This is a genomic window from Cohaesibacter celericrescens (assembly GCF_002866925.1).
In the GTDB taxonomy this organism is placed as follows: Bacteria; Pseudomonadota; Alphaproteobacteria; order Rhizobiales; family Cohaesibacteraceae; genus Cohaesibacter; species Cohaesibacter celericrescens.
Genome location: NZ_PKUQ01000016.1, coordinates 453,408 through 474,600, shown reverse-complemented (window position 1 = coordinate 474,600; position 21,193 = coordinate 453,408). Strand labels below are relative to the sequence as shown.

The window sequence follows — 21,193 nt, the reverse complement described above, 5'->3', positions numbered from 1 at the left end:
AATGGTCGATTGGTCGGCCACTTGATTGGAACGAAAAACAAAATGAAGAAACTGAAAAAAGACGAGAAGCAAGAGGTCCCGGAGCCTGTAAGATTGGGTTTTGGTCATCGTGTGCGAAATTATTTTTTCACAGGTCTCGTCATTGCTGCACCTATTGGTATTACACTCTTCATAACATGGTCTTTCATCCAATGGGTAGATGCGTGGGTTAAGCCCTATATACCGCACATCTACAATCCTGATAATTATCTTCCCTTTTCCGTACCTGGCGTCGGTCTGATTTTCTCATTCCTGATCATCACGATTCTTGGTTTTCTGACCGCCAACTTTGTTGGGCGTAACTTGGTCACATTTGGCGAAGTAATGGTTGGGCGCATGCCCTTGGTTCGCAACCTATACAATGCCCTAAAACAGATATTTGAAACAGCCTTGTCCCAAAAGGGCCAGACTTTTACCAAAGCGGCTGTAATTGAATATCCGCGCCGAGGTCTCTGGGCTCTTTGTTTCATTGCCACAAGAACAAAAGGCGAAGTAGCACACCGTTTGGAAGACCATGAAAATTCCGATACAGGGCATATTTCGGTTTTCTTGCCGACCACCCCAAACCCAACGTCCGGATTTTTGTTATTCGTGCCGCGCGATGATGTCATCATTCTAGATATGAGCGTTGAAGATGCCGCAAAACTTGTCATTTCCGCAGGCTTGGTCACACCAGATTTCATCGCCGATCATGCCATTGAAGAAGATGAGGACAAAGCACAAGCATTGACTGGCAAAGGCTTGGAAAAATCATCCAAACCCAGCGGCAAAAAACAAAAAGTGGACGCAGGCGAATAAACCGTTCAGCATTTAATCAGTCGAGACCCTAGGCATCCGTTATCCAGCCTTGAGCAACCGAATGGCCTCGTCACGACCAAACAGATAGAGCAGATCACGCAAGGCAGCCCCGCGGTTGCCTTGCAGTGTAGGATCATTTTCTACAATCAACCGGGCCTCTTTGCGGGCAATCTCCATAAGATCCTTGTGTGCTTCGGCATCCGCAATACGGAAACCAGGCATGCCTGATTGCTTGGTCCCCAAAACATCGCCTTCGCCACGCAACCGCAAATCAGCCTCGGCAATCACAAATCCGTCTTCCGTTTCGCGCATCATATTGAGTCGTTCTCGAGCAATCTGGCCCAAAGGCCCTTTGAACAATAGAATGCAAGACGACGCCTTGTCGCCGCGCCCAACACGGCCACGCAGCTGATGCAGCTGCGCCAAGCCAAATCTTTCGGCATGCTCAATGACCATAATAGTGGCTGCGGGCACATCAACACCAACTTCGATTACAGTGGTGGCAACCAGTATTTGCGCATCGCCATCCTTAAAATTGTCCATAGCGGACTTCTTTTCATCCGCCGTCATCCGACCATGAATCAGTTCAACGCGATTACCAAACATCGGTTTCAAGCTGGCGAAACGGTCTTCGGCTGACATCACATCCAAAAGCTCGGATTCTTCAACCAGAGGGCAAACCCAATAGCATTTGGCCCCCTGCACAAGCGCGGTCTCCAGACGAGAAACAAGCTCACCCAAGCGATCCAGACTCATAGTCCGTGTCTCGATCGGCTTGCGACCAGCGGGTTTTTCAGTCAGCAGAGACACATCCATGTCTCCATAGTGGGTCAAAACCAGCGTGCGCGGAATCGGCGTTGCTGTCATAACCAGCAAATCCGTTGCGGCCCCTTTGGAGGAGAGCGTTAACCGCTGATGCACTCCGAACCGGTGCTGTTCATCAACGATTGCCAAGCCAAGGTCAGCAAACACAACGCTTTGCTGAAACAGCGCATGCGTGCCAATCAAAAAATCAATATCACCCGCCTCAAGTGCCGCAAGCGTAGCGCGTTTGTTTGCTGCCGTGTCTTTACCGGTAAGAATGCCCGCCCGTATGCCGACCTTTTCACAAAGGTTTTTGACGGACTGGAAATGCTGCCGCGCCAACAAATCGGTCGGTGCCATCATTGCCGCCTGAGAGCCACTTGCAATCACATCGGCAGCCGCCACCAAGGCCACCATAGTCTTGCCGCTGCCCACGTCTCCCTGAACGAGCCGCAACATCCGTTCAGGCAACGCCAAATCTGCTTCGACATCAGCAATCGCGCCCAGTTGGCTATTGGTCAGTGTAAAGGGTAGGGCGTTAAGTAGGCTGGCTTTAAGTTTTCCATCCCAATTTCGAGCAATGCCTTTGGTTTTTTTGACAGTGTTGCGCACCAATGACAGCGCCAACTGGCTGGCAAGGCACTCGTCATAAGCCAAACGTTGCCGCGCGGGCGCATTTATGTCCAAATCGGAAAGTCCCAACGGACTGTGGAGCAATCTCAAAGCCTCATTGAAGGAAGCCCAACCTTCGCGATCAAGTAACGCACGATCCTGCCATTCAGGCAAAACATCCAAGCCATCAAAACAGGCCTGCAGGTTTTTTTGCAGCACTTTACCAGACAGTCCTGCCGTCAACGGATAGACCGGCTCAATCAGCGGCATGGTGGCAAAGTCATCCTCATCCACCATATAATCAGGGTGAGTGATCTGTGGTGCACCTTGAAACCGCTCCATCCGGCCAGATACATAGCGCACCTCACCAATCGGCATTTGCGCCGCAAGATAGCCACCTTTTGCATGAAAGAAAGTCAGCGTCAGCTCATCACTTTCATCATGAGCCAAAATACGATACGGCACCCGATGATTACCCCTTGGAGGCGGCAAATGCTTGTCGATGGTCACGCAAACGGTGACAATGGCCCCTTCAGGTGCACTTGCCAACGACGATTGTAAACTCCGGTCAATGATCGAAACGGGCATATGCAGCAACAAATCAATTCTACGAGCTTCGAGCAAAACGTCCCCACGCAAAAGCCGCGCAAAAGCTTGCGCCAATTTGGGGCCAACACCCTTGAGGGAAAGCAAAGAAGAAAAATAACTGTTCAAATGATTGGGACGCATAACACCGGACGATTCTTTAGGGACTGATAAAGCTAGGCCAACAATGACCAACAACAGCACTGTCGTCAACAATGTTCCCCATTTGTTTTGTGACTGAATGGTGATCTTTTGCTGACAACGCCTGTTACAGTCGCTATACAGAACCATCTTTGAAGAAGCCCACTAAGGAGCACTATCATGTCCCACGGCAGCACCCGCAGCAGCGAAGGTCTGGACGTACGTCGCAAAAAAATTCTCATGCGCGCTTGGCATAGGGGTATTAAAGAAATGGACTTGATGTTTGGTCGCTTTGTTGACGACAAGCTCGACGTCCTAACGGATCAGGAACTTTCCGAACTGGAAATGTTGATGGATCAGCATGACCGCGATCTGTTGCAATGGTTTACCAATGAGCTTCCCGTGCCAGAAGCATTCGATTGTGGTGTCTTTCACACCGTTAAAAACTACCACAAAAATTTCGAGTCCGGTCTGCTTTAGGGCCGGTTCGCACCACGGCGGGCAGGGGCCACTCCTGACAACCGCCTTTTCGTTTGTTCCGCCCCCTGCCATGATCGCGCGTGTCTATGACTTCGATTTCCAAAGCTCTGTCTTCATCCATGATGCTCCATATCAGCCATGTGTCTGACGGATTGGAGGGGGTTGCCGTATCCGAGATCGCACAAGCGCATCTCAAAGCGGCAAAAGGCACGAAAATAGCAACGGTATATGTGGCACGGGACGACCGGCGCATGGCCTCAATGGCGGCAGCGCTGAAGTTTTTTGCCCCCAAACTGGAATGCGTGTCTTTCCCCGCTTGGGATTGTTTGCCATATGACCGCGTGTCGCCCAACGCAGAAATCTCTGCCCGCCGCATGACGGCTCTATCGCGACTTGCCTATGGAACGTTCGACAATCCTGTCGTTTTGCTCACATCAGTCAATGCACTACTCCAGCGGGTCCCAAGCAGAGCGTCGGTCAAACAGCAAAGTTGGTCTGCCAGACCTGGCAATAGCGTCGATATGGATGCCTTGATTACATGGTTGGCGGTCAATGGATTCTTGCGGACCCCGACCGTCCGTGAACAGGGCGAATATGCAGTTAGAGGCGGTATTGTCGACCTATACGCTCCAGGTGCAGAAGAGCCTGTCCGGCTTGATTTTTTTGGTGACACGCTAGAAAGCATTCGTACTTTCGATGCAGAAAGCCAGCGCTCTGTTGGCCAATTAAAAGAAATCGATCTGGTATCAGCCTCTGAAGTGGTGTTGGATGAGGAAACCATTTCGCTCTTCCGCCGCCGCTATACCGCTAGTTTTGGCGCAGCAACGCGCGACGATCTACTCTATCAGGCCATCAGCGATGGCCGCCGATATCAAGGCATTGAACACTGGCTTCCCTTCTTTAACGAAGACCTCGAAACCCTTTTCGACTTCACCCAAAATGCACCGATTGTCCTTGATCATTTGAGTGATGAAGCCATCCAAGAGCGATTGGATTTGATCAAAGATCACTATGTCTCTCGCAAGGAAGGCGTCGATGCCGGATTTGACCAAGGCGTACCCTATAAACCCATTGATCCCGACCTGCTCTATCTCAATAAAGAAGGTTGGGCTGGCGAAATAGGCACCCAAACGCGCGTGCGCCTGTCCCCCTTTGATGTGCCGGACAACAGTTTGGAGACCATCGTCAATCTGGGCGGCAAGCAAGGCAAGACATTTGCCGCCGAGCGCAGCGCCGAAAATGTAAATGTTTTTGATGCTGTCATCGAGCATATCAATGCTTTGAAGGCAGACAACAAACGAGTGACCATCGCATGCTGGACCCCGGGGTCCGCCGAGCGTATGCATCAGGTGCTCACCGACCATGGCATGACTGGCCTTGTGCCCTATGAAACATGGGCAACCCGCAAGGTCATCACGCCCAAACAGGTCGGCCTGACAGTCCTTGAACTTGAATGTGGTTTTGTCGCAGACAAAGACGTCGTGATTGGCGAACAGGACATTCTGGGCGATCGTCTGATCCGATCCAAACGCCGCCGCAAAAAAAGCTCTGATGTTCTGACCGAGGCCGCCAGTCTAACGCAGGGTGATATTGTCGTCCATATTGAGCACGGCATAGGTCGCTTCCAAGGCTTGCAAACGGTTGATGCAGCCGGTGCGCCGCATGACTGTTTAGAGATACACTATTCAGGTGGCGACAAGCTCTTTCTGCCAGTAGAGAATATAGAGCTGCTGTCCCGCTATGGCTCTGGTGATGCCGAAGCCCAATTGGACAAGCTGGGTGGTGTCGCATGGCAGGCGCGCAAATCCAAGATGAAAGCCCGCATCCGCATGATGGCGGATCAGCTTATCAAAGTAGCTGCAGAACGAGAACTGAGAACAGCAGAACGCCTGGTGCCGCCAGAAGGCCTGTATGACGAATTTTCAGCCCGCTTCCCGTTTGACGAAACCGAGGATCAATTCAACGCCATTGAACAGGTGTTTGACGACATGGGCTCGGGTCGACCAATGGACCGTCTCATCTGTGGCGACGTGGGCTTTGGCAAGACCGAAGTCGCAATGCGCGCCGCCTTCATCGCTGCGATGAATGGCAAACAGGTGGCGATTGTCGTACCCACCACATTGCTCGCTCGTCAGCATTACAAAACATTTGCTGATCGCTTTGTCGGCTTCCCGCTCAACGTCGCCCAAGCATCTCGTCTGGTTACAACAAAAGAGCTGAACAAAACAAAAGCGGGTATCTCTGACGGCTCCATCGATATCGTAGTCGGTACCCATGCCTTGCTTGGCAAATCCATCCAGTTCCGCGATCTGGGCCTGATGATTATTGATGAAGAGCAGCATTTTGGCGTCAAGCACAAGGAGCGCCTCAAAGAATTGCGAGCCGATGTTCATGTGCTGACCCTTTCGGCCACGCCAATTCCGCGCACCTTGCAACTGGCACTGACTGGTGTGCGTGAACTATCATTGATTGCGACACCACCCGTTGACCGTCTGGCCGTGCGGACCTTTATCTCACCATTCGATGCTTTGACCATACGCGAGGCTTTACTTCGCGAGCGCTACCGTGGCGGCCAGAGCTTTTATGTCTGCCCACGTGTTGCCGATATCGCTGACATCAAACGATTCCTTGATGAGCATGTGCCGGAAGTCAAAGTCGCAGTCGCCCACGGCCAAATGCCTCCCGGTCAGCTTGATGACATCATGACTGCCTTCTATGATGGCAAATATGATGTTTTGCTCTCCACCACAATTGTCGAATCCGGTATCGATGTACCAACGGCAAATACGCTTGTTGTGCATCGCGCCGACATGTTCGGCCTGTCCCAGCTTTATCAGCTACGTGGACGGGTAGGGCGCTCCAAGACCCGCGCCTACGCGCTGTTTACGGTTCCGGCAAAAAAAGTACTGACACCAACCGCCGAACGACGCCTCAAGGTTTTGCAGAGCTTGGATACCCTAGGGGCAGGTTTCCAACTGGCCAGCCACGATCTCGATATTCGTGGAGCAGGCAACTTGCTTGGCGAAGAACAATCAGGTCACGTCAAAGAAGTCGGCTATGAGCTGTATCAGCAAATGCTTGAAGAAGCCGTGGCATCTCTCAGATCTGGTGACCTGACCATCATGGAAGACAAATGGTCACCGCAGATTGCCATCGGCACACCAGTGATGATTCCTGACAGCTATGTTGCAGATCTGCAATTGCGGCTTAATCTCTATCGCCGTCTTGCCGATCTGGTTGAAGCCAATGATATCGACGAATTTGGCGCCGAATTAACAGACCGTTTTGGACCGCAACCAGATGAGGTCAAACATCTGTTGAAGATTGTCTATATTAAGGGCCTGTGCCGCAAAGCCAATGTCGAGAAGATCGATGCCGGACCAAAAGGTGCCGTGTTTGGGTTCCGTAATAATGAATTCTCCAATCCCGCAGGACTGGTTCAATTCATCACGGAACAAGGTGTTCTGGCCAAAATCCGTCCAGATCAGCGCATATTCCTTTCACGGGATTGGGCAACACCACGCGCACGCCTGCAAGGCACCGCTATCATCATGACGCAGTTGGCCAAATTGGCTCAGAGTTGATCAAGAGCCAAACAAAAATTTTAGAATCGGATGACCGGATTTTCAAACAGGTCTTTCAAAATCTTCTCTGCATCAAAACCCGGCTGGCCCGTATCACTATGGTGCAGAGAGAAGTCCAAAGTCACGTTGACACCGTGGCTAGCATTCTGCTCCACAAATGGGCTCAGTTGCACGACCGAGCGGATGCGTTGCAACGCAACCCGAGATTCAAAAAGATCCGTATCTGGGAAGAAGGCAACAAACTGGCCATTATCGAGGCGAGCAAGAATGTCTTCGGCACGCATCAGTGACGCAATCAACCGCCCGACGCGGGCAACAAGCGTTGAACTGGGTTTGGTTTCCGTCTTTGTGCCTTCAACCACATCGAAAGAAACATCGATTCCCGCAAATGTCACAGAAGACGAGGTTTCTTCCTTGTCCAGAACATCCAGATGCGATTTTAGAAACTCTTCCGAGTAGAGCCGCGTCACCGGGTCCGTTGGCATCAATAAACGGGCTTCGGTAAAAATCTTCTTGAGCTGCTGACGATATCGCTCTTCGCAGACCAATATGACGATGCGATTCTCAAAGAACCGCTCCGAAAACGGAAAAGACACAATATCATTCGCACCCGCAGCCAAGCCAGCCAGCCCATCTTCAATGGCAGTCTTGTGGCACACCAGAATAATGGGAAACGAGAAATAAGAAGGATTTCGGCGCAAGTCTGTAATAAAATGAATAAAATGCTCGTTATAGTCTTTCAATTCGACAATGAGGGCATCGAAGGGAGACGCCTCTAAATATTGCTTAGCCATCGTGGGCGACAAAGCCGCCACAGTCTCAACGGAATTGGGTAACGCGCCTTGAATAGGCAAAAAAGACATGCCTGATCCCAAGTAAAGAAGGCGCTGCTGCTCCATGTTATTAGGCGGAGGCACAACAGGCAGCCCGACACCAAATCTCTTGAACGTCACAGAACGGCGCTCAGCTTCTCGGCGCATCGTCGCAAGCCGCATCAAAGACGTCAAGCGATTGGCAATAAGTTCCTGCGTTAAAGGTGGTTTGAGAACATCAGCAAAAGGCTGCAACAACCGTTCATCCAGCGCGACAGAAGCATCTGTAATAGCAACCATCGGCACGCGTGCCTCAGCAAACCCCAAAGATTTGCGCAACAAAACCGCGCGCTCCACGATGCTCACCAGATCATCCTTGGCAACAGCCAAAAGATCAACCAACAAAATGTCAGCAGCCATAGAAACTGAATCAGGCTTCTCATCGCTATGCAGGCAATAGGACCAGACTGCAAAATTGGCCTCGGTCAGCATGTCCGCCCATTCGGGCACATCAAGTCCATGATCACTGTCTGTAAGAATCAATGCATGCTTGGCCATGATAGTCTCTTATGTCTTGAGAATGAGATTCTGTGATTGAATCACAGAATTTAAGCGACTTGACACAATTGCGACGCAGCAAGCAAACTGTCGCGCTGCACACGGCCGTCAGTCTGGCGCGGAATGGCTTGAACCAAAAGAACGTCCCGTGGCCATTTGGTGCTGGAAATCTGTTTGTCTTTCAAAAAGGTATAAAAATGCTCGGTTGCCTCGGCTTCATCTTCGACGACAAGCGCCACCATCAGATGGCCCGGGCCATCATCTTCCGATGGCACAACGAAGGCTGCAGCATCCACCACACCACCACACTCTTTATAAAGCTGATCAAGATCGACACCGCGTTCGCTCAATCCACCAAAAGACAAAACATCGGACAAATCCCCAAGTGGACGGAACAGTGCACGCTGCTCACCATGTTCTTCGGTTACTAAATGACAACCAATCTCTGTATGGATGAAGTCGTCGGAAGTAGATCGCAGCGCATCACCTTTGATGGCTCCTGCCACAGGGAAAATGGTTAGTGGAATCATCGCGCCTTTCAGGCACAATTCTCCGCCAACAATTTTATTTTCAGACCGCGCCCGTGCTTCTTCCACTCCATACAAGTTGGTTTCCAGCCAAACACTCTGTAAGGATTTGCGCCCATTTATTTCGCCTAGCGGTACAGATCCGATTTCACCTGGATGGCGCCTGATCTGACAAAACAGGGCCAACTCTCCAAAATTGGTCAAATCCAACAACCGCGCAGCTGTTTCGTTCTCACAAAAATCGCTTTTTGCAGCATGCGACCGATTCCAAATGAGTGTGACGCTCTTAAGCTGCTCACGGGCGCTCATTGAAAGGCATGAGTGGAACGCTTGCCAATGCGCACCCGGCAAAAAAATATGTTCACCACCATACTCGGACAATGCCTCGGCGTAATGTGCGAGTGTTTGGAAATGATGGAACTGAATACGAGCACCAGCATCCAATGCGCCAACAAGGCCTCCGGCAAATCCATTAAGCCCCGACAACTGATGCCCAACCATCAAACAATCATTAGACTCAAGATCGGTTTGGTCGTGCACGTGACGCGCCACAGCCAAAAGCTGATTGTGACTACGTCCGATTGGTCGAGATGGTTGACTGGTGGCAGAGGTCCAATGAATCGCCAAAACCGCATCCGCTGAGGGCGATACGGAAAGTTCAAACAAATCTTCTTGGCTAGCGCTATCCTCGTCATCCAGCACGGATTGCAACTCGATCAAGCCCTCGGGAGCACCTTCTCCCACACAAAACACAAAGCGTATCGAGAACATATCTGCGGCGACGTTACGCGCGCGCTCCGCAACCGGTTCATTCTCATATCGAGCAGTACAAAGGATAGCCTTTGCACCAACCCGTTCCAGCTTTTCACGGATTTCTGTCTCGCCATATGTGATTGGAATGGGTGCTATGATTAGTCCCATTCGGCTGGCGACCAGCGTAAAAATCACAGCATCGACGCTGGGTGGCATCAGCATAGCAACAACGGTATCGGTTTTCATACCAATACCGGAGAGGAAGTTGGAAAGTGCCACCACTTTGCGCCACGCGCGTTCAAAAGAAAGACACTGTGGGCGTCGGCCTGTAACCGCATGCAGACCTTGATCATCAATCAGCGCTAGTTCATCAGGACGATCCTGAACATGCTGGCAGAAGATTTGATCGAGCCGCTCCTCTCCCCAAAGACCAGAAGAATGGTAAAGTTTGATTTGGTCTGGAGTAGAGAGAAGCATCTTGAGCCCCGCAAATAATCAATATTGTGGAATCATTTTGTTTACCTTATCTGATTCCATAATATATGAGACAGCCCCCTTGGGGACGAGTTAACCAGCAAACACGTACAAAAGAACCAGAAACGAGAGTTAATCTCCCTCAAACCACCAAGTCGTATTGCGATATCCGGCCAATGGCTGCACCTTGGCCTCATCATCAGGGACGCCAATTCTCTTCCACATCCCAACCCATTGATCAGCTTTGTGAAAAAGTGGCACCACATAATAGCCATTGATAAGGGTGCGATCAAAGGCGCGTACAGCGGCCGTAAAAGCCTCTTGGCTTCTTGCAGCCAGAAGCGCATCAATCATCGCATCAATGGCAGGATCGTTAGCACCAGCTTGATTGAACCAACCATCTTTATCCCGCTGCGAAGAATGCCACCGGGCCATTTGTTCGTTACCCGGAGAAAGGGATGCGCTCCATGACATTTTCATCATGTCAAAATCCATGGTCTTGCGGCGTTCCCAATATTGCGCCGAATCCACGGTCCGTATTTCCATCTGAACACCAATGCGCTCCAAAACACGCTCGTAGGCAAGGGCAATGCGTTCTTGTTCTTTCGTCGTCGCCAAAAACTCAAAAGCCAGAGGAGTGTTTGTCTGACTGTTGGTCATCACCCCATTCTTCAAGCTATAACCAGCGGACCCAAGGTCCCTGATCGCAGCCCCCAAGAGCTTGCGAATAGCCCGCGTATCCGCACCAGAGACCGGCATATAGCTGCCGTCCAGAATATCTGGATCGATTGTGTCGAGATACGGTGCCAACAGCGCCTTTTCGGCCTCACTTGCTGGCAAGCCAAGTGAAGACAGAACCGAGTTTTGAAAATAACTGCCAGAGCGAGAGAATAACCCGTGGTAAAGATTTTTATTCACCCAGTCAAAATCGAATAGACTGGCCAACGTGCGTCGCACCCGACGGTTTTCAAACACCGGCTTGCGCGTATTGAACACAAAGGCGGACATGCCCTTTGGTAGACCTGAATTGAACGTTCTTTTTTCCACCGAGCCGTTTTCAATGGCGGTAAAATCATACTGATTGGCCCACCGGGCAGGGTCAGACTCAATTGAGACGTCAAACACGCCCTTTTTAAACGCTTCAAAAAGGGCTGTATTGTCGCGAAAATACTCGATGCGTATTTCGTCAAAATTGTCCTGACCAACCTTAATTGGCAAATCTTTGGCCCAATAGTTGGGGTCGCGCTTCAGAACCACTTTTGACCCAGCATCAACCTTATCGATCAGATAAGGCCCCGATCCAATAAACTGATACATGCCCGATTTGGCGAACTGCTCGGGGTCAATTGCGTGACTAGGTAGAACAGGAAGCATACCAATCAGCAACGGCAATTCCCTATCACTGCCATCAGCAAAGACAAAGCGGATTTGCTTGTCACCGGGTTCCTCTATTGCCTTGATGCGTTTGATTCTTCCCGCGTATGCAGGACGACCATGCTCGCGCAGCAAATCGATGGTAAATTTAACATCTTCAACATCAATGGCATGGCCATCAGAAAACCGAGCTTCATCTCTAATCTTGAATGTGATGGAAGAACGATCATCGGGCATATCGACCCACTCAGCGATCATGCCATACAAAGAGAAAGCTTCATCCGCGCTGCGTGCCAGCAATGGCTCATAAACGTTCAGCCCATAACTTTCATCCCACAAACCGCGCGGGGAAACCCCTTTAAGCAAAAAAGGATTCAAACTATCAAAGCTCCCCTGCGCGCCATAAGCGATCTTGCCTCCCTTGGGAGCATTGGGGTTTACATAATCCATATACGAAAAATCTGCGGCATATTTGGGTGAGCCATGCATCGCGATGCCGTGCACGGGCTCAGCTTGAGATTCAAGGATGAGAGCGGGCGAACACATGACACCGCAGGCGACGAACGCAGGAACCCAGATGCGCTGAACGAAGAAATGCGAAACAACTCGCAAATTGGTCAATCTGTGTTTGTTAAAAATTAGCATCGGAAAGCTCCTTTACCGTGAGGCCGGCAGAGCATACCGAACAACGGCGACCAGGGAATCATTGTTAAGAGCAATCTAACACAAGCGGGAAAACGGCCCCATAGTGTTTCTGGCCACTGGAAATTTTAGCAATCACCATGTAGAACATTGCCAACAGTCACTATTCTGCCCAATTCATTGTGAATGAAGAGGCTAACACGAAATTCAAGACTGCTATTGAATTGCAAGTGTGCTTGGATAGAGCCAGTTGTGCTTTTAACGCATGGTCAAGTCTAGACCACAATTCAGCGCCAGTCTTCCAAGACTGATAAACAGTATCGGGAATTAAGCCTTCCTGACAATAATTGAATGATAAAACCGGGACTTTCTTTCATGGTCATGACCGACAACGCATTGAATTTCATTAAGCCATTTGCTGCCGCTACAGCGGCCCTTGCGATGGTCTCGCTTTCTGCTCCTGCGGCCTATGCGCAGACGGCAACGACTGCAACAGAAGGCCAAAATCAGAATAGCAAATGGCTCAAATTCTGCAATGAAGATCCAAAGAGCAAAAAGCAGCTCTGCGCCATCACTCAGGAACTGAAAGCCGAAACAGGCCAGTTTCTAGCTTCCATCTCCATTCGCGAGCTGGAAGGTGCAAAACGCAAGGCCCTTGTTATTGCTATCACTCCCGGCATGCTATTGCGCCACGGTTTGACTTTGCAAATTGATAAAGGCAAGCAGCTAAAAGGCACATTCTCGATCTGCTTCCCAAATGCCTGTTTCTCTGATCTGGCAGTGGATGAAAATTTTGTAGCGCAAATGAAAAAGGGCGCTTCTATTGCGATCACCGCACTGAACCAGCAGGCCCAACCCGTTCGCTTTGATCTGACCCTTTCTGGTTTCACCGCCAGTTATGATGGCGATCCTATCGATTTGAACAAAACAGCTGATGAACAGAGAAAACTTCAGGACCTGTTGCGCAAACGCGCTGAAGAACAGCGTCAGAAACTGCTCGATCAAAAAAACAAAGCTGCGGAATAAGATCTAAATATATGTCTGGAACACATGATGGTGTTCCAAATCTGAGAACAAAAAAACCGCGATCAAATTGATCGCGGTTTTTTTAATTCGGTCACCAACAACGCATCAGTTCAACTGATCATTATCCGGTTGATAAATGCCTTCTTTCAGGCCCTTAAACAACTGATGTACTTGAGGATGGCGCACGGGCTCACCCGTACGATCCTCTAGCAGATTCTGCTCTGAGACATAGGCGACATATTCAGTTTCATCATTCTCCGCAAAGAGATGATAGAAAGGCTGATCCCGACGCGGCCGCACATCTTCAGGAATGGAATCATACCATTCTTCACTATTTGCAAATTCCGGATCAACGTCAAAAATCACGCCCCGAAAGGAATAGACCCGGTGACGTACGATTTGACCGATCTGAAATTTTGCAATTTTCATTTCTGTCATGGAACCAGGCTCCGCTCCGTTGTTTGCTACCATTCAGTGGATCTCCAGACCAACCTAGCACGAAACGCCGACTGGATGCCACGCGTATTCAAGTGTGCAAAGGGGGTCAAAACAAGGCGCAGAAAAGGCCATGACGGCGATAAGAAGTCAAGTCGCAAATGCCCCAATCACCTCATCATCAGAAAGAAATGCTCCTATAGACCATATTGTTGCGCCATATCAGGGTCTTTGACTGCAACCTGTCTGGCGAGATCAACAATGACCTTGGCTTGTTTCCAGGTCGCGTCGTCTTGCATTTTACCATCGATCATCACAGCACCGGTACCATCGGGCATCGCCTCTAGGATACGAAGAGCCATTTTGACTTCTGCAACCTCGGGACTAAAGACGCGTTTTGCTATGTCGATTTGCGTGGGATGCAGCGACCAAGTCCCCATACAGCCAAGCAGGAAGCTATTCAGGAACTGCGCCTCGCAGGCTTCAGGATCAGAAAAATCCCCAAATGGTCCATAAAAGGCTTTCAATCCATGCGCCATGCAGGCATCAACCATTTTGGCCATCGTGTAGTGCCACAAGTCCTGCTGATAGATTGCACGTTCAACGCCCTCCTGAATGTCGCCCAACACCCGATAGCCCGGATGTCCACCGCCAACCCGGGTGGTTTTCATACCGCGAGAAGCTGCCAAATCAGCCGGCCCTAGCGAAACCCCATGCATGCGAGGAGAAGCTCCACAAATGGCCTCGACATTATTTACCCCCTCAGCTGTCTCAAGGATGGCGTGGATCATTATCGGCGTCTCAACGCGATGTTTGGCTTCCAGCTGGGCCAACAATTGATCCAAATAGTGAATATCCCACGGCCCTTCGACTTTAGGCAGCATGATCACATCAAGCTTATTGCCAACGGCGGCGACGATCTGGGTGATATCATCCAACAACCAAGGTGAATTGAGACAATTTACCCGCGTCCAAAGCCCCGTGTCGCCAAAGTCGTTGTCCTGCGCCATCTGGATGAAACCGGCTCGGGCTTCTTCTTTCATATCCGCAGGTATCGCATCTTCCAGATTGCCCAGAATCACATCTACCTTGTCGATCAGAGCTGGCACTTTGGCGCGCATTTTTTCAATCTGCGGCGGCACAAAATGAATCATGCGCTCTACTCGAACGGGTTTTTCCCTGAACGGCACCGGTGCTCCGATGGCGAGTGGTTTGAAAAATGCAGTTGGGGTTTTCATTATTTCCTCCCTGACACACGCCACCAAAAATGATGCAACGCCTCACTCCAATAAAGCGGGCAGGGTGCAGCGCGTTCCTCGGGCTCTATTTGCCGTCAATTTATGCTGCAACGCAATAAGACTGAAGAAGGAGAGGTTGAAGACCGGATTAGCCCCAGCGTTTGTGCGCCCACATCCATTGTTCCGGCTTGGCACGAATCCAGCCTTCAAACACCTGCTGAACTTGTCTGGTGGCCGACAAAATATCGGCATCCAAATCATCTGTACGCAGCACTTCGATCAATTCAGCATTGATCTTGAACTGAACGCCATCTTTGCGCAAAATTTGCACCGCAATCAGGGGAACATTCTGTTGCAGGGAAAGGCGTGCCGGAAAGGTGTTGGTCGGGGCTGGGCGACCGAAGAAAGGGACTTTAACGCCCCTCCCATCGCGTAAATCGCCCATGATTGCAGCAACGGTTCCGCCTTTTATGGTCGACATAATGCGTGTTCCCGCCTTGTCGCCTTTGGCATAAATACCGCCCTGAAAGGTAGATGCGCGTCTGCTGACCACATAGTCATGCACCAAAGGGTTCTTTAGCTTCTGAATGGTCACAGCAGCCTTAAACCCGTATTTGGAAGACACAACACCCCCAAGTTCCCAATTGCCTGAATGCAGAGAGACAATAACAGCACCGCTAGTTTGAATTTTTTCGACCAGATCGTCAAACTCGGATGTGATTTCAATCAGGGAAGCTGCCGTATCCAAAAACTGCTCTGCCAACAAACTTTCCACAAAAGTGCGGCCTAGATTATCCCACATGCCCTGCGTTATGACATAGAGTTCTTTTTCACTTTTCTCTGGAAAACATAAGCGCAGATGCTCCATGGCGCGTTTCTGGCGTGATAATTTTGGTGCTATGAAGCGCCATACTCGTCCCATCATTCCAGACGCCACCGAAAGAGGCATCAAGCGCAGCACAAAAATAACAAACATGAGGCCAGCATATTCCATGCGATGGCTAAGGGTGACTTTTCTCATGAGTGCTCGCTCTTCATACCAAATCGATCTGGTCCTGTTTTAGCCAAGTTATCAAAAAGCGCAATGTCCCATGTGGACAGTAAAATCTGAGCTAGAATGCTGGGGACATTGCTTTTGGTCCGGCAATTTGAAAGACTGGCAAGCCGCATCTGCCGCTAAACATCAACCCCAGCCATCAAACGATAAAACAAATGAATGACCTATTCACATTGGCATTGCCCTTTTTCGGGTTGATCTTGCTTGGTTTTCTGTCTGGAAAAATCGCTTCTTTGCCTGAAGCGGGACTGACATGGCTCAATTTCTTTGTAGTCTATATCGCACTACCATCGTTGTTTTTCAGATTGATCTCACAAACACCGCTAGAAGAACTCAACAATTGGAGCTTTGTGGCCGCGACCACTGCCACCACCTATGTGGTTTTTTGTCTCGCCTTTGCTTTTGGACTTTGGAAGACACAGGGCAATATGGCAGAAGCCACCATACAGGGGCTTGCAGGCAGCTATTCCAATATTGGTTACATGGGACCGGGCCTGACCTTGGCAGCGCTAGGACCGGCGGCGACGGTTCCAACTGCGCTGATATTCTGTTTTGATTCTGTTCTTCTCTTCACGCTGATCCCGATCTTTATGGCACTGAGCGGAACTGACAATAAAAACTGGCGTGAATTGACCTATTACGTGCTTACCAAGGTTTTTCTGCATCCCTTCATTGTCGCCACCATTTTGGGTGTTCTAGCTGCAGCAATAGATATTGAGCCACCGATCTGGATTGATACGATGTTGAAAATCCTCAGTGGAGCTGCAGCCCCGTGTGCTCTGTTCGCTATGGGCGTAGCTGTCGCACTGCGTAAGGTGCGCCGCATACCCGCAGAACTGGGTATTTTACTCCCAATCAAGCTGGTTTTGCACCCCTTGTTGCTTCTGGCTTTGCTCAGCTTTTTGGGCACAGTACCGCCCGTATGGATCCACACTGCGATCTTAATGGCCTGTCTGCCACCAGCTGCCAATGTTTTCATTGTTGCACAACAATATGATGTCTATGTAGAAAGAGCCTCAAGCGCGGTGATGCTAGGAACGTTGGTTTCGGTTGTTTCCGTTACGTTCTTCCTTTATCTCATCACACAGAACAAACTACCTATTTAGACATCTTGGTTTGCGGCATCCCCGACCGAACCGATGCGACTAGGGGACGCAAGGCCTGCTTTCATCATAAAGCGCCGCAAAGACGGAACCATTTTGGCAAGCGCCAAACCAGCGGTGCGCGCACCTTGTCCAAAAGGCAAAGACGATAGCAGTGACATGTTGAGCATATGCACCCCAGCAGTCCGGGACCAAATATCGCTGATGCGAGAGCGGCCATAGCTGGACAACACCTGTTCAGAGCCAGGGTCAGCCTCGCCTTTGGATACTATGGCATCCGTCAGCGCTTCAATATCCCGAAGGCTTAAATTCAACCCTTGCGCACCGATAGGTGGGAACACATGGGCACTTTCTGCAATAAGAGCCGCCCGTTGACCATGAAAGCCCTTGGCCACCATACCGGCCAAGGGAAAGACTTGTGGCTCGGTCAGAAGCTCGAAAGCACCATAAATGGATTGCGCACGGCGTTCTAGCTCCATTGCCAACGCCTGCTTATCCATTGCCTTTAGCTCTTGTGCTGTTTCCGGTGTAACCACACAAACCAGACTTGACGTATGGGAATCGCGATAGGGCACCAAAGTGAACGGACCGGTTGGCGTGTGAAATTCCGTCGACGTATTGTTGTGCGAAGAAGAGGGGTGATGCAAATTCACCACCAATGCAGACTGCGGGTATGACCACCTACGCATCTCGACACCAGCGGCTTCTTTGACCAATGAATTGCGACCATCTGCAGCAATGGCCAGCTTGGCCTGCCAGATTGAGCTATCCTCCATCTCAATCGAAGCATAGTCATCACCGAGAGCAACCGAACGGGCAAATTGTTGATCCTCAACCAACAGATCCCGATCAACCGCATCAAGCCCTTCATGCAGCGCAGAGACCAGCGAGTTGTTGTCGATGTTGTAGCCAAAGGCTTCCAACCCGATTTCGGAACTGTCAAATTCAGTGGTAGGTGCCCGCAACAATCGACCGGTATCATCAATCAAGCGCATCACACGCAAGGCCTGACCTTTGGATTTGATGCCATCCCAAAGCCCAAGCCTCTCAAGATAGGAGACAGAACTACCCAGCAATGCCGTCGTGCGCCCATCCTTGCCGCTATGGGCCGGACCAATCAAGACAACCGAGAGACCAAGCCGCACCATCTGAATGGCAGCAACATGTCCTGCAGGGCCACTTCCAACCACAGCAACATCAACTTGGCGCATCTCAACCATAGTGGTTCCTCAATTTATATTTGGACAGACCTATAGGAGCATCTGTTTGCGGGGTCATAACGTGATGCCAAGGCGAAATCCACCCCTCATTATGCCCTAGGCAATGACAAACCATTGCAAGGCGAGCATGAGACATTATGGCGCATGACTTCCAAGTCATCATGCGATACTTCTTGAGACCAGTCCAATTCCCTACCTACAAACACCTACGCGCAGGATCTTGTATCGGATGAGTTTCTTTAGCACTTTCTTTGACACCAGCAGCGCTACGCAATTGCAACAGCAAATGAAGCGCTTTCGTCAAGAACATCCCGAGCTTGCCAAAGCGGAGACCAAACCCCGCATTATCTTATTCCTTTGCATTGGCATCGCGTCTGTTTTTGCATGGCTCTACCTCTTTGCCATGGTGGTAGATATGGCACCGGATATGGACATGCGAGCACTGGGGCCGGGCATGTCTGCCTTCAATGTCTTTAATGGCTTTGAAAGTCTGGACCCTGCGACCCGCGCTTTCATCGCTGCGGTTTGTGCGCCATCTGCAGCACTGGGACATTTCGGCATGCCAAGTCTTGGTGCTTGGGGGCTGTCCGATCTTGGCATCGTCTTTGCCATGTGGATAATGATGGCCTTTGCCATGATGTTGCCAACGGCAGCGCCAATCTTGAAGAGTTACGCAGCCGTACAGGAATCCAACGGCCACAAAGCCGGACCACTCGCTATTTTGCTTTTAGCACTGGGATATCTCACCATTTGGGTCGGTTTTGCCCTACTGGCCACTCTGGCCCAATGGGGCCTGACAGAAATACAAACCATGTCGCCCGTTATGGCGCCTGCCTCGATGATTTTCTCCGCCTCCACCTTGTTGCTAGCCGGTTTCTATCAATTCACGGCAGTCAAACAAGCCTGCCTGCTGCGTTGCCAGTTGCCGTTTCCCTATTTTACGCGCCGCACCGAACAGGGGTTCTTTCGCTCCTTTGCCGGATCCTACGTCATGGGGCTGGAGCAGGGACTCTTTTGCACCGGCTGCACATGGGCATTGATGATTGTCATGTTCGCGGTCGGCGTCATGAATATTGTCTGGATGGCAATCCTTGGTATTTTGATGGGGGTGGAAAAAGCAATTCCCAATCCTTGGGTTACCCGCGGAATTGGCATCTTTCTCATCCTATGGGGGCTTTTGGTGCTGTCCATATCTCCGGCGGGACGCACAATCTTGGGTATCTAATCATCGAAATCCGGCATTGCCAATGAATGGATGATAAGCTAGTCAGTGCTCATGAAAACTCTTTGTGCATTCCTAATTCATTTGCTCACCGCATCCGGTGGCGCCTTCGCAGTACTGGCCACATTGGCAGCGGCTGACCTTCAGTGGTCAGACATGTTTTTATGGTTGTTCGCCGCACAGGTTGTTGACGGCATTGATGGCCCTCTCGCGCGCAAATTCGAAGTGTCAAAGCATCTGCCCAATTGGAGCGGTGATAGTCTTGATTATGTCATTGATTACGCGACCTATGTTTTCATTCCAGCCATTGCTTTTGCCCGTGCAGATCTTTTGCCGGCGCCTTACGGTCTACTTGCCGCTTGTTTGATCGTGATCTCCGGCGGGTTGTATTTTGCAGACAACAGAATGAAAACAAAAAGCAATGCCTTTCGCGGTTTCCCGGCCGTTTGGAACGGCGTACTGTTCTACTTCTTTTTATTCACACCCAGCCCTATCCTTGGCTTTGTAATCATCGTGCTACTGGCCGTGGGTCAGTTTTTGCCGGTGGAGTTTATCCACCCCGTGCGTGTTGCCGCCTACCGTCCATTGACCCTCGCTGTCATGGCGCTCTGGGCAGTCTTTTGTTTTCTCGTCATTCGCAATGATATGATGCCAACAGCCTTGGATCAGATTGTATTGGGCCTGACGGGCTTGTATTTGTTTGCAGTCGGCCCAATCTTGCATTATCAGCGCAGCCAGCGGCATTAAGCGGCTTAAATATAGCATTCATCGCCCAATGTTTCGCCCGATCGATCAAACCGCTATAGTATAGCCCCGAACCATCAGCAGACGGACGTAACATGTTTCCCAACTTCCTTGACCCGACCATTTTGGCCAGCCTGTTGACGTTGACCGCTATGGAAATCATTCTCGGCATCGACAATATTGTGTTCATCTCTGTGCTGGTGAGCAAGCTCCCTGCCCAAATGGCCAAGCGCGCCCGCGCCATTGGTATATTATTGGCACTGGTGTTTCGCATAGGCTTGTTGTTCGCCTTAACTTGGCTGATCGGCTTGACACAACCGGTCTTCACTGTCTTTGACCAGCCCTTTTCATGGCGTGATCTGATCATGATCTCCGGTGGTCTGTTCTTGATTTATAAAGCGATGGCAGAAATCCATCTCGAACTTGAATTCTCCGACGAAGATGAAACAAAGATCCGAACAGGCAAAGCCGAATATGTCTTTGGTGCAGCCATTGCGCAAATTATCGTCATAGACCTTGTGTTCTCCATAGATTCCATCGTCACCGCAATTGGTATGGCAGAGCATATCGAGGTGATGATCGCTGCCATGATCATTGCCATGATCGTCATGTATGCAGCCTCTGGGCCCATTTCGCATTTTATCGAAAGACATCAGACCACAAAAATGCTGGCGCTATCTTTCCTCATGCTGATCGGCTTTGCCTTGGTAGGGGACGGCATCAGCCTTCACATCCCGCGCGGCTACATTTACGCCATGATGGCCTTCTCTGTATTGGTTGAATTTCTCAACATTGTCTCTCTCGATGCTCGCCGTCGAAAAAAACTGGCAAAAATCAATAAACAACAGGAAGAACAGCAAGGAACATAAGGCAACGCCTTGTTTCATAATGCTGAATATGCCATTCTAATTGAACACTAAAATCGTCTAGGGAGCAGGATTCTGGACCGCGCTCGACTTCTCTAT

16 protein-coding genes are annotated in these 21,193 nt (G+C 50.4%); 8 read left to right on the top strand and 8 right to left on the bottom strand.

From position 1 onward, the window contains the following. Positions 1-42 precede the first annotated feature (42 nt). Complete coding sequence (locus tag C0081_RS10075; protein ID WP_101533763.1) at positions 43-837, top strand: DUF502 domain-containing protein; 795 nt, start codon at positions 43-45, stop codon at positions 835-837. Between the two features lie 39 nt (positions 838-876). Here the strand turns inward: C0081_RS10075 and recG are convergent, their stop codons facing one another. Continuing rightward, on the bottom strand, positions 877-2,982 hold the full coding sequence (gene recG, locus C0081_RS10070; RefSeq protein ID WP_101533762.1) for an ATP-dependent DNA helicase RecG: 2,106 nt from the start codon (positions 2,980-2,982) through the stop codon (positions 877-879). 177 nt (positions 2,983-3,159) lie between these two features. Between recG and C0081_RS10065 the strand changes: the two genes are divergently transcribed. After that, a complete protein-coding gene (locus C0081_RS10065; protein WP_101533654.1) occupies positions 3,160-3,459 on the top strand; it encodes an FAD assembly factor SdhE in 300 nt (99 codons plus the stop codon). Positions 3,460-3,545: 86 nt separating this feature from the next. Further along, a complete protein-coding gene (gene mfd, locus C0081_RS10060) occupies positions 3,546-7,043 on the top strand; it encodes a transcription-repair coupling factor (RefSeq protein ID WP_245417906.1) in 3,498 nt (1,165 codons plus the stop codon). Between the two features lie 20 nt (positions 7,044-7,063). On the opposite strand, the gene C0081_RS10055 is transcribed toward mfd, so the two are convergent. From C0081_RS10055 to C0081_RS10045, 3 genes are all read right to left on the bottom strand, one after another. Continuing rightward, positions 7,064-8,413 carry a diguanylate cyclase domain-containing protein gene (locus tag C0081_RS10055; protein WP_101533653.1) on the bottom strand — a complete coding sequence of 450 codons (1,350 nt, stop codon included), beginning with the start codon at positions 8,411-8,413 and terminating at the stop codon, positions 7,064-7,066. 50 nt (positions 8,414-8,463) lie between these two features. Next, the gene (locus C0081_RS10050; RefSeq protein WP_101533652.1) at positions 8,464-10,170 is read right to left on the bottom strand and encodes an AMP-binding protein; all 1,707 of its coding nucleotides are present in this window, start codon (positions 10,168-10,170) and stop codon (positions 8,464-8,466) included. Between the two features lie 129 nt (positions 10,171-10,299). Next, positions 10,300-12,186, bottom strand: a complete 1,887-nt coding sequence (locus tag C0081_RS10045; protein ID WP_101533651.1) for an extracellular solute-binding protein — start codon at positions 12,184-12,186, stop codon at positions 10,300-10,302. A 372-nt stretch (positions 12,187-12,558) separates the two neighbouring features. Here C0081_RS10045 and C0081_RS10040 point away from each other — a divergent pair, with 372 nt between their 5' ends. After that, on the top strand, positions 12,559-13,209 hold the full coding sequence (locus tag C0081_RS10040; RefSeq protein WP_210200453.1) for an invasion associated locus B family protein: 651 nt from the start codon (positions 12,559-12,561) through the stop codon (positions 13,207-13,209). A 105-nt stretch (positions 13,210-13,314) separates the two neighbouring features. Here C0081_RS10040 and hspQ read toward each other — a convergent pair whose 3' ends face one another. From hspQ to C0081_RS10025, 3 genes are all read right to left on the bottom strand, one after another. Beyond that, positions 13,315-13,638: a heat shock protein HspQ gene (gene hspQ, locus C0081_RS10035; RefSeq protein ID WP_101533759.1), complete on the bottom strand. Its 324-nt coding sequence runs from the start codon at positions 13,636-13,638 to the stop codon at positions 13,315-13,317. A 203-nt stretch (positions 13,639-13,841) separates the two neighbouring features. Beyond that, on the bottom strand, positions 13,842-14,882 hold the full coding sequence (locus tag C0081_RS10030; RefSeq protein WP_101533650.1) for an HpcH/HpaI aldolase/citrate lyase family protein: 1,041 nt from the start codon (positions 14,880-14,882) through the stop codon (positions 13,842-13,844). A 148-nt stretch (positions 14,883-15,030) separates the two neighbouring features. Continuing rightward, entirely contained in the window at positions 15,031-15,903 is an 873-nt protein-coding gene (locus C0081_RS10025; protein ID WP_101533649.1) for a lysophospholipid acyltransferase family protein, read from the bottom strand. A gap of 191 nt (positions 15,904-16,094) precedes the next feature. On the opposite strand from C0081_RS10025, the gene C0081_RS10020 reads away from it, so the two are divergent. Further along, positions 16,095-17,045 carry an AEC family transporter gene (locus tag C0081_RS10020; RefSeq protein WP_101533648.1) on the top strand — a complete coding sequence of 317 codons (951 nt, stop codon included), beginning with the start codon at positions 16,095-16,097 and terminating at the stop codon, positions 17,043-17,045. On the opposite strand, the gene C0081_RS10015 is transcribed toward C0081_RS10020, so the two are convergent. Beyond that, complete coding sequence (locus C0081_RS10015; protein WP_210200452.1) at positions 17,042-18,262, bottom strand: UbiH/UbiF family hydroxylase; 1,221 nt, start codon at positions 18,260-18,262, stop codon at positions 17,042-17,044. The genes C0081_RS10020 and C0081_RS10015 overlap by 4 nt on opposite strands. A gap of 229 nt (positions 18,263-18,491) precedes the next feature. Between C0081_RS10015 and C0081_RS10010 the strand changes: the two genes are divergently transcribed. The 3 genes from C0081_RS10010 (at position 18,492) to C0081_RS10000 (ending at position 21,097) form a co-directional block, all read left to right on the top strand. Continuing rightward, positions 18,492-19,487: a DUF2182 domain-containing protein gene (locus C0081_RS10010; RefSeq protein ID WP_210200451.1), complete on the top strand. Its 996-nt coding sequence runs from the start codon at positions 18,492-18,494 to the stop codon at positions 19,485-19,487. A 51-nt stretch (positions 19,488-19,538) separates the two neighbouring features. Next, a complete protein-coding gene (locus tag C0081_RS10005; RefSeq protein WP_101533646.1) occupies positions 19,539-20,231 on the top strand; it encodes a CDP-alcohol phosphatidyltransferase family protein in 693 nt (230 codons plus the stop codon). A gap of 92 nt (positions 20,232-20,323) precedes the next feature. Further along, positions 20,324-21,097, top strand: coding sequence for a TerC family protein (locus tag C0081_RS10000; protein ID WP_101533645.1), 774 nt, complete (start codon positions 20,324-20,326; stop codon positions 21,095-21,097). The last annotated feature ends 96 nt before the right edge of the window (positions 21,098-21,193 follow it).

What these genes read in the sequence shown, in the direction of transcription:
- C0081_RS10075 (WP_101533763.1), top strand. Translation starts at nt 43, where the DNA reads ATGAAGAAACTGAAAAAAGACGAGAAGCAAGAGGTCCCGGAGCCTGTA.
- recG (WP_101533762.1), bottom strand. Translation starts at nt 2,982, where the DNA reads ATGCGTCCCAATCATTTGAACAGTTATTTTTCTTCTTTGCTTTCCCTC.
- C0081_RS10065 (WP_101533654.1), top strand. Translation starts at nt 3,160, where the DNA reads ATGTCCCACGGCAGCACCCGCAGCAGCGAAGGTCTGGACGTACGTCGC.
- mfd (WP_245417906.1), top strand. Translation starts at nt 3,546, where the DNA reads ATGACTTCGATTTCCAAAGCTCTGTCTTCATCCATGATGCTCCATATC.
- C0081_RS10055 (WP_101533653.1), bottom strand. Translation starts at nt 8,413, where the DNA reads ATGGCCAAGCATGCATTGATTCTTACAGACAGTGATCATGGACTTGAT.
- C0081_RS10050 (WP_101533652.1), bottom strand. Translation starts at nt 10,170, where the DNA reads ATGCTTCTCTCTACTCCAGACCAAATCAAACTTTACCATTCTTCTGGT.
- C0081_RS10045 (WP_101533651.1), bottom strand. Translation starts at nt 12,186, where the DNA reads ATGCTAATTTTTAACAAACACAGATTGACCAATTTGCGAGTTGTTTCG.
- C0081_RS10040 (WP_210200453.1), top strand. Translation starts at nt 12,559, where the DNA reads ATGGTCATGACCGACAACGCATTGAATTTCATTAAGCCATTTGCTGCC.
- hspQ (WP_101533759.1), bottom strand. Translation starts at nt 13,638, where the DNA reads ATGAAAATTGCAAAATTTCAGATCGGTCAAATCGTACGTCACCGGGTC.
- C0081_RS10030 (WP_101533650.1), bottom strand. Translation starts at nt 14,882, where the DNA reads ATGAAAACCCCAACTGCATTTTTCAAACCACTCGCCATCGGAGCACCG.
- C0081_RS10025 (WP_101533649.1), bottom strand. Translation starts at nt 15,903, where the DNA reads ATGAGAAAAGTCACCCTTAGCCATCGCATGGAATATGCTGGCCTCATG.
- C0081_RS10020 (WP_101533648.1), top strand. Translation starts at nt 16,095, where the DNA reads ATGAATGACCTATTCACATTGGCATTGCCCTTTTTCGGGTTGATCTTG.
- C0081_RS10015 (WP_210200452.1), bottom strand. Translation starts at nt 18,262, where the DNA reads ATGGTTGAGATGCGCCAAGTTGATGTTGCTGTGGTTGGAAGTGGCCCT.
- C0081_RS10010 (WP_210200451.1), top strand. Translation starts at nt 18,492, where the DNA reads ATGAGTTTCTTTAGCACTTTCTTTGACACCAGCAGCGCTACGCAATTG.
- C0081_RS10005 (WP_101533646.1), top strand. Translation starts at nt 19,539, where the DNA reads ATGAAAACTCTTTGTGCATTCCTAATTCATTTGCTCACCGCATCCGGT.
- C0081_RS10000 (WP_101533645.1), top strand. Translation starts at nt 20,324, where the DNA reads ATGTTTCCCAACTTCCTTGACCCGACCATTTTGGCCAGCCTGTTGACG.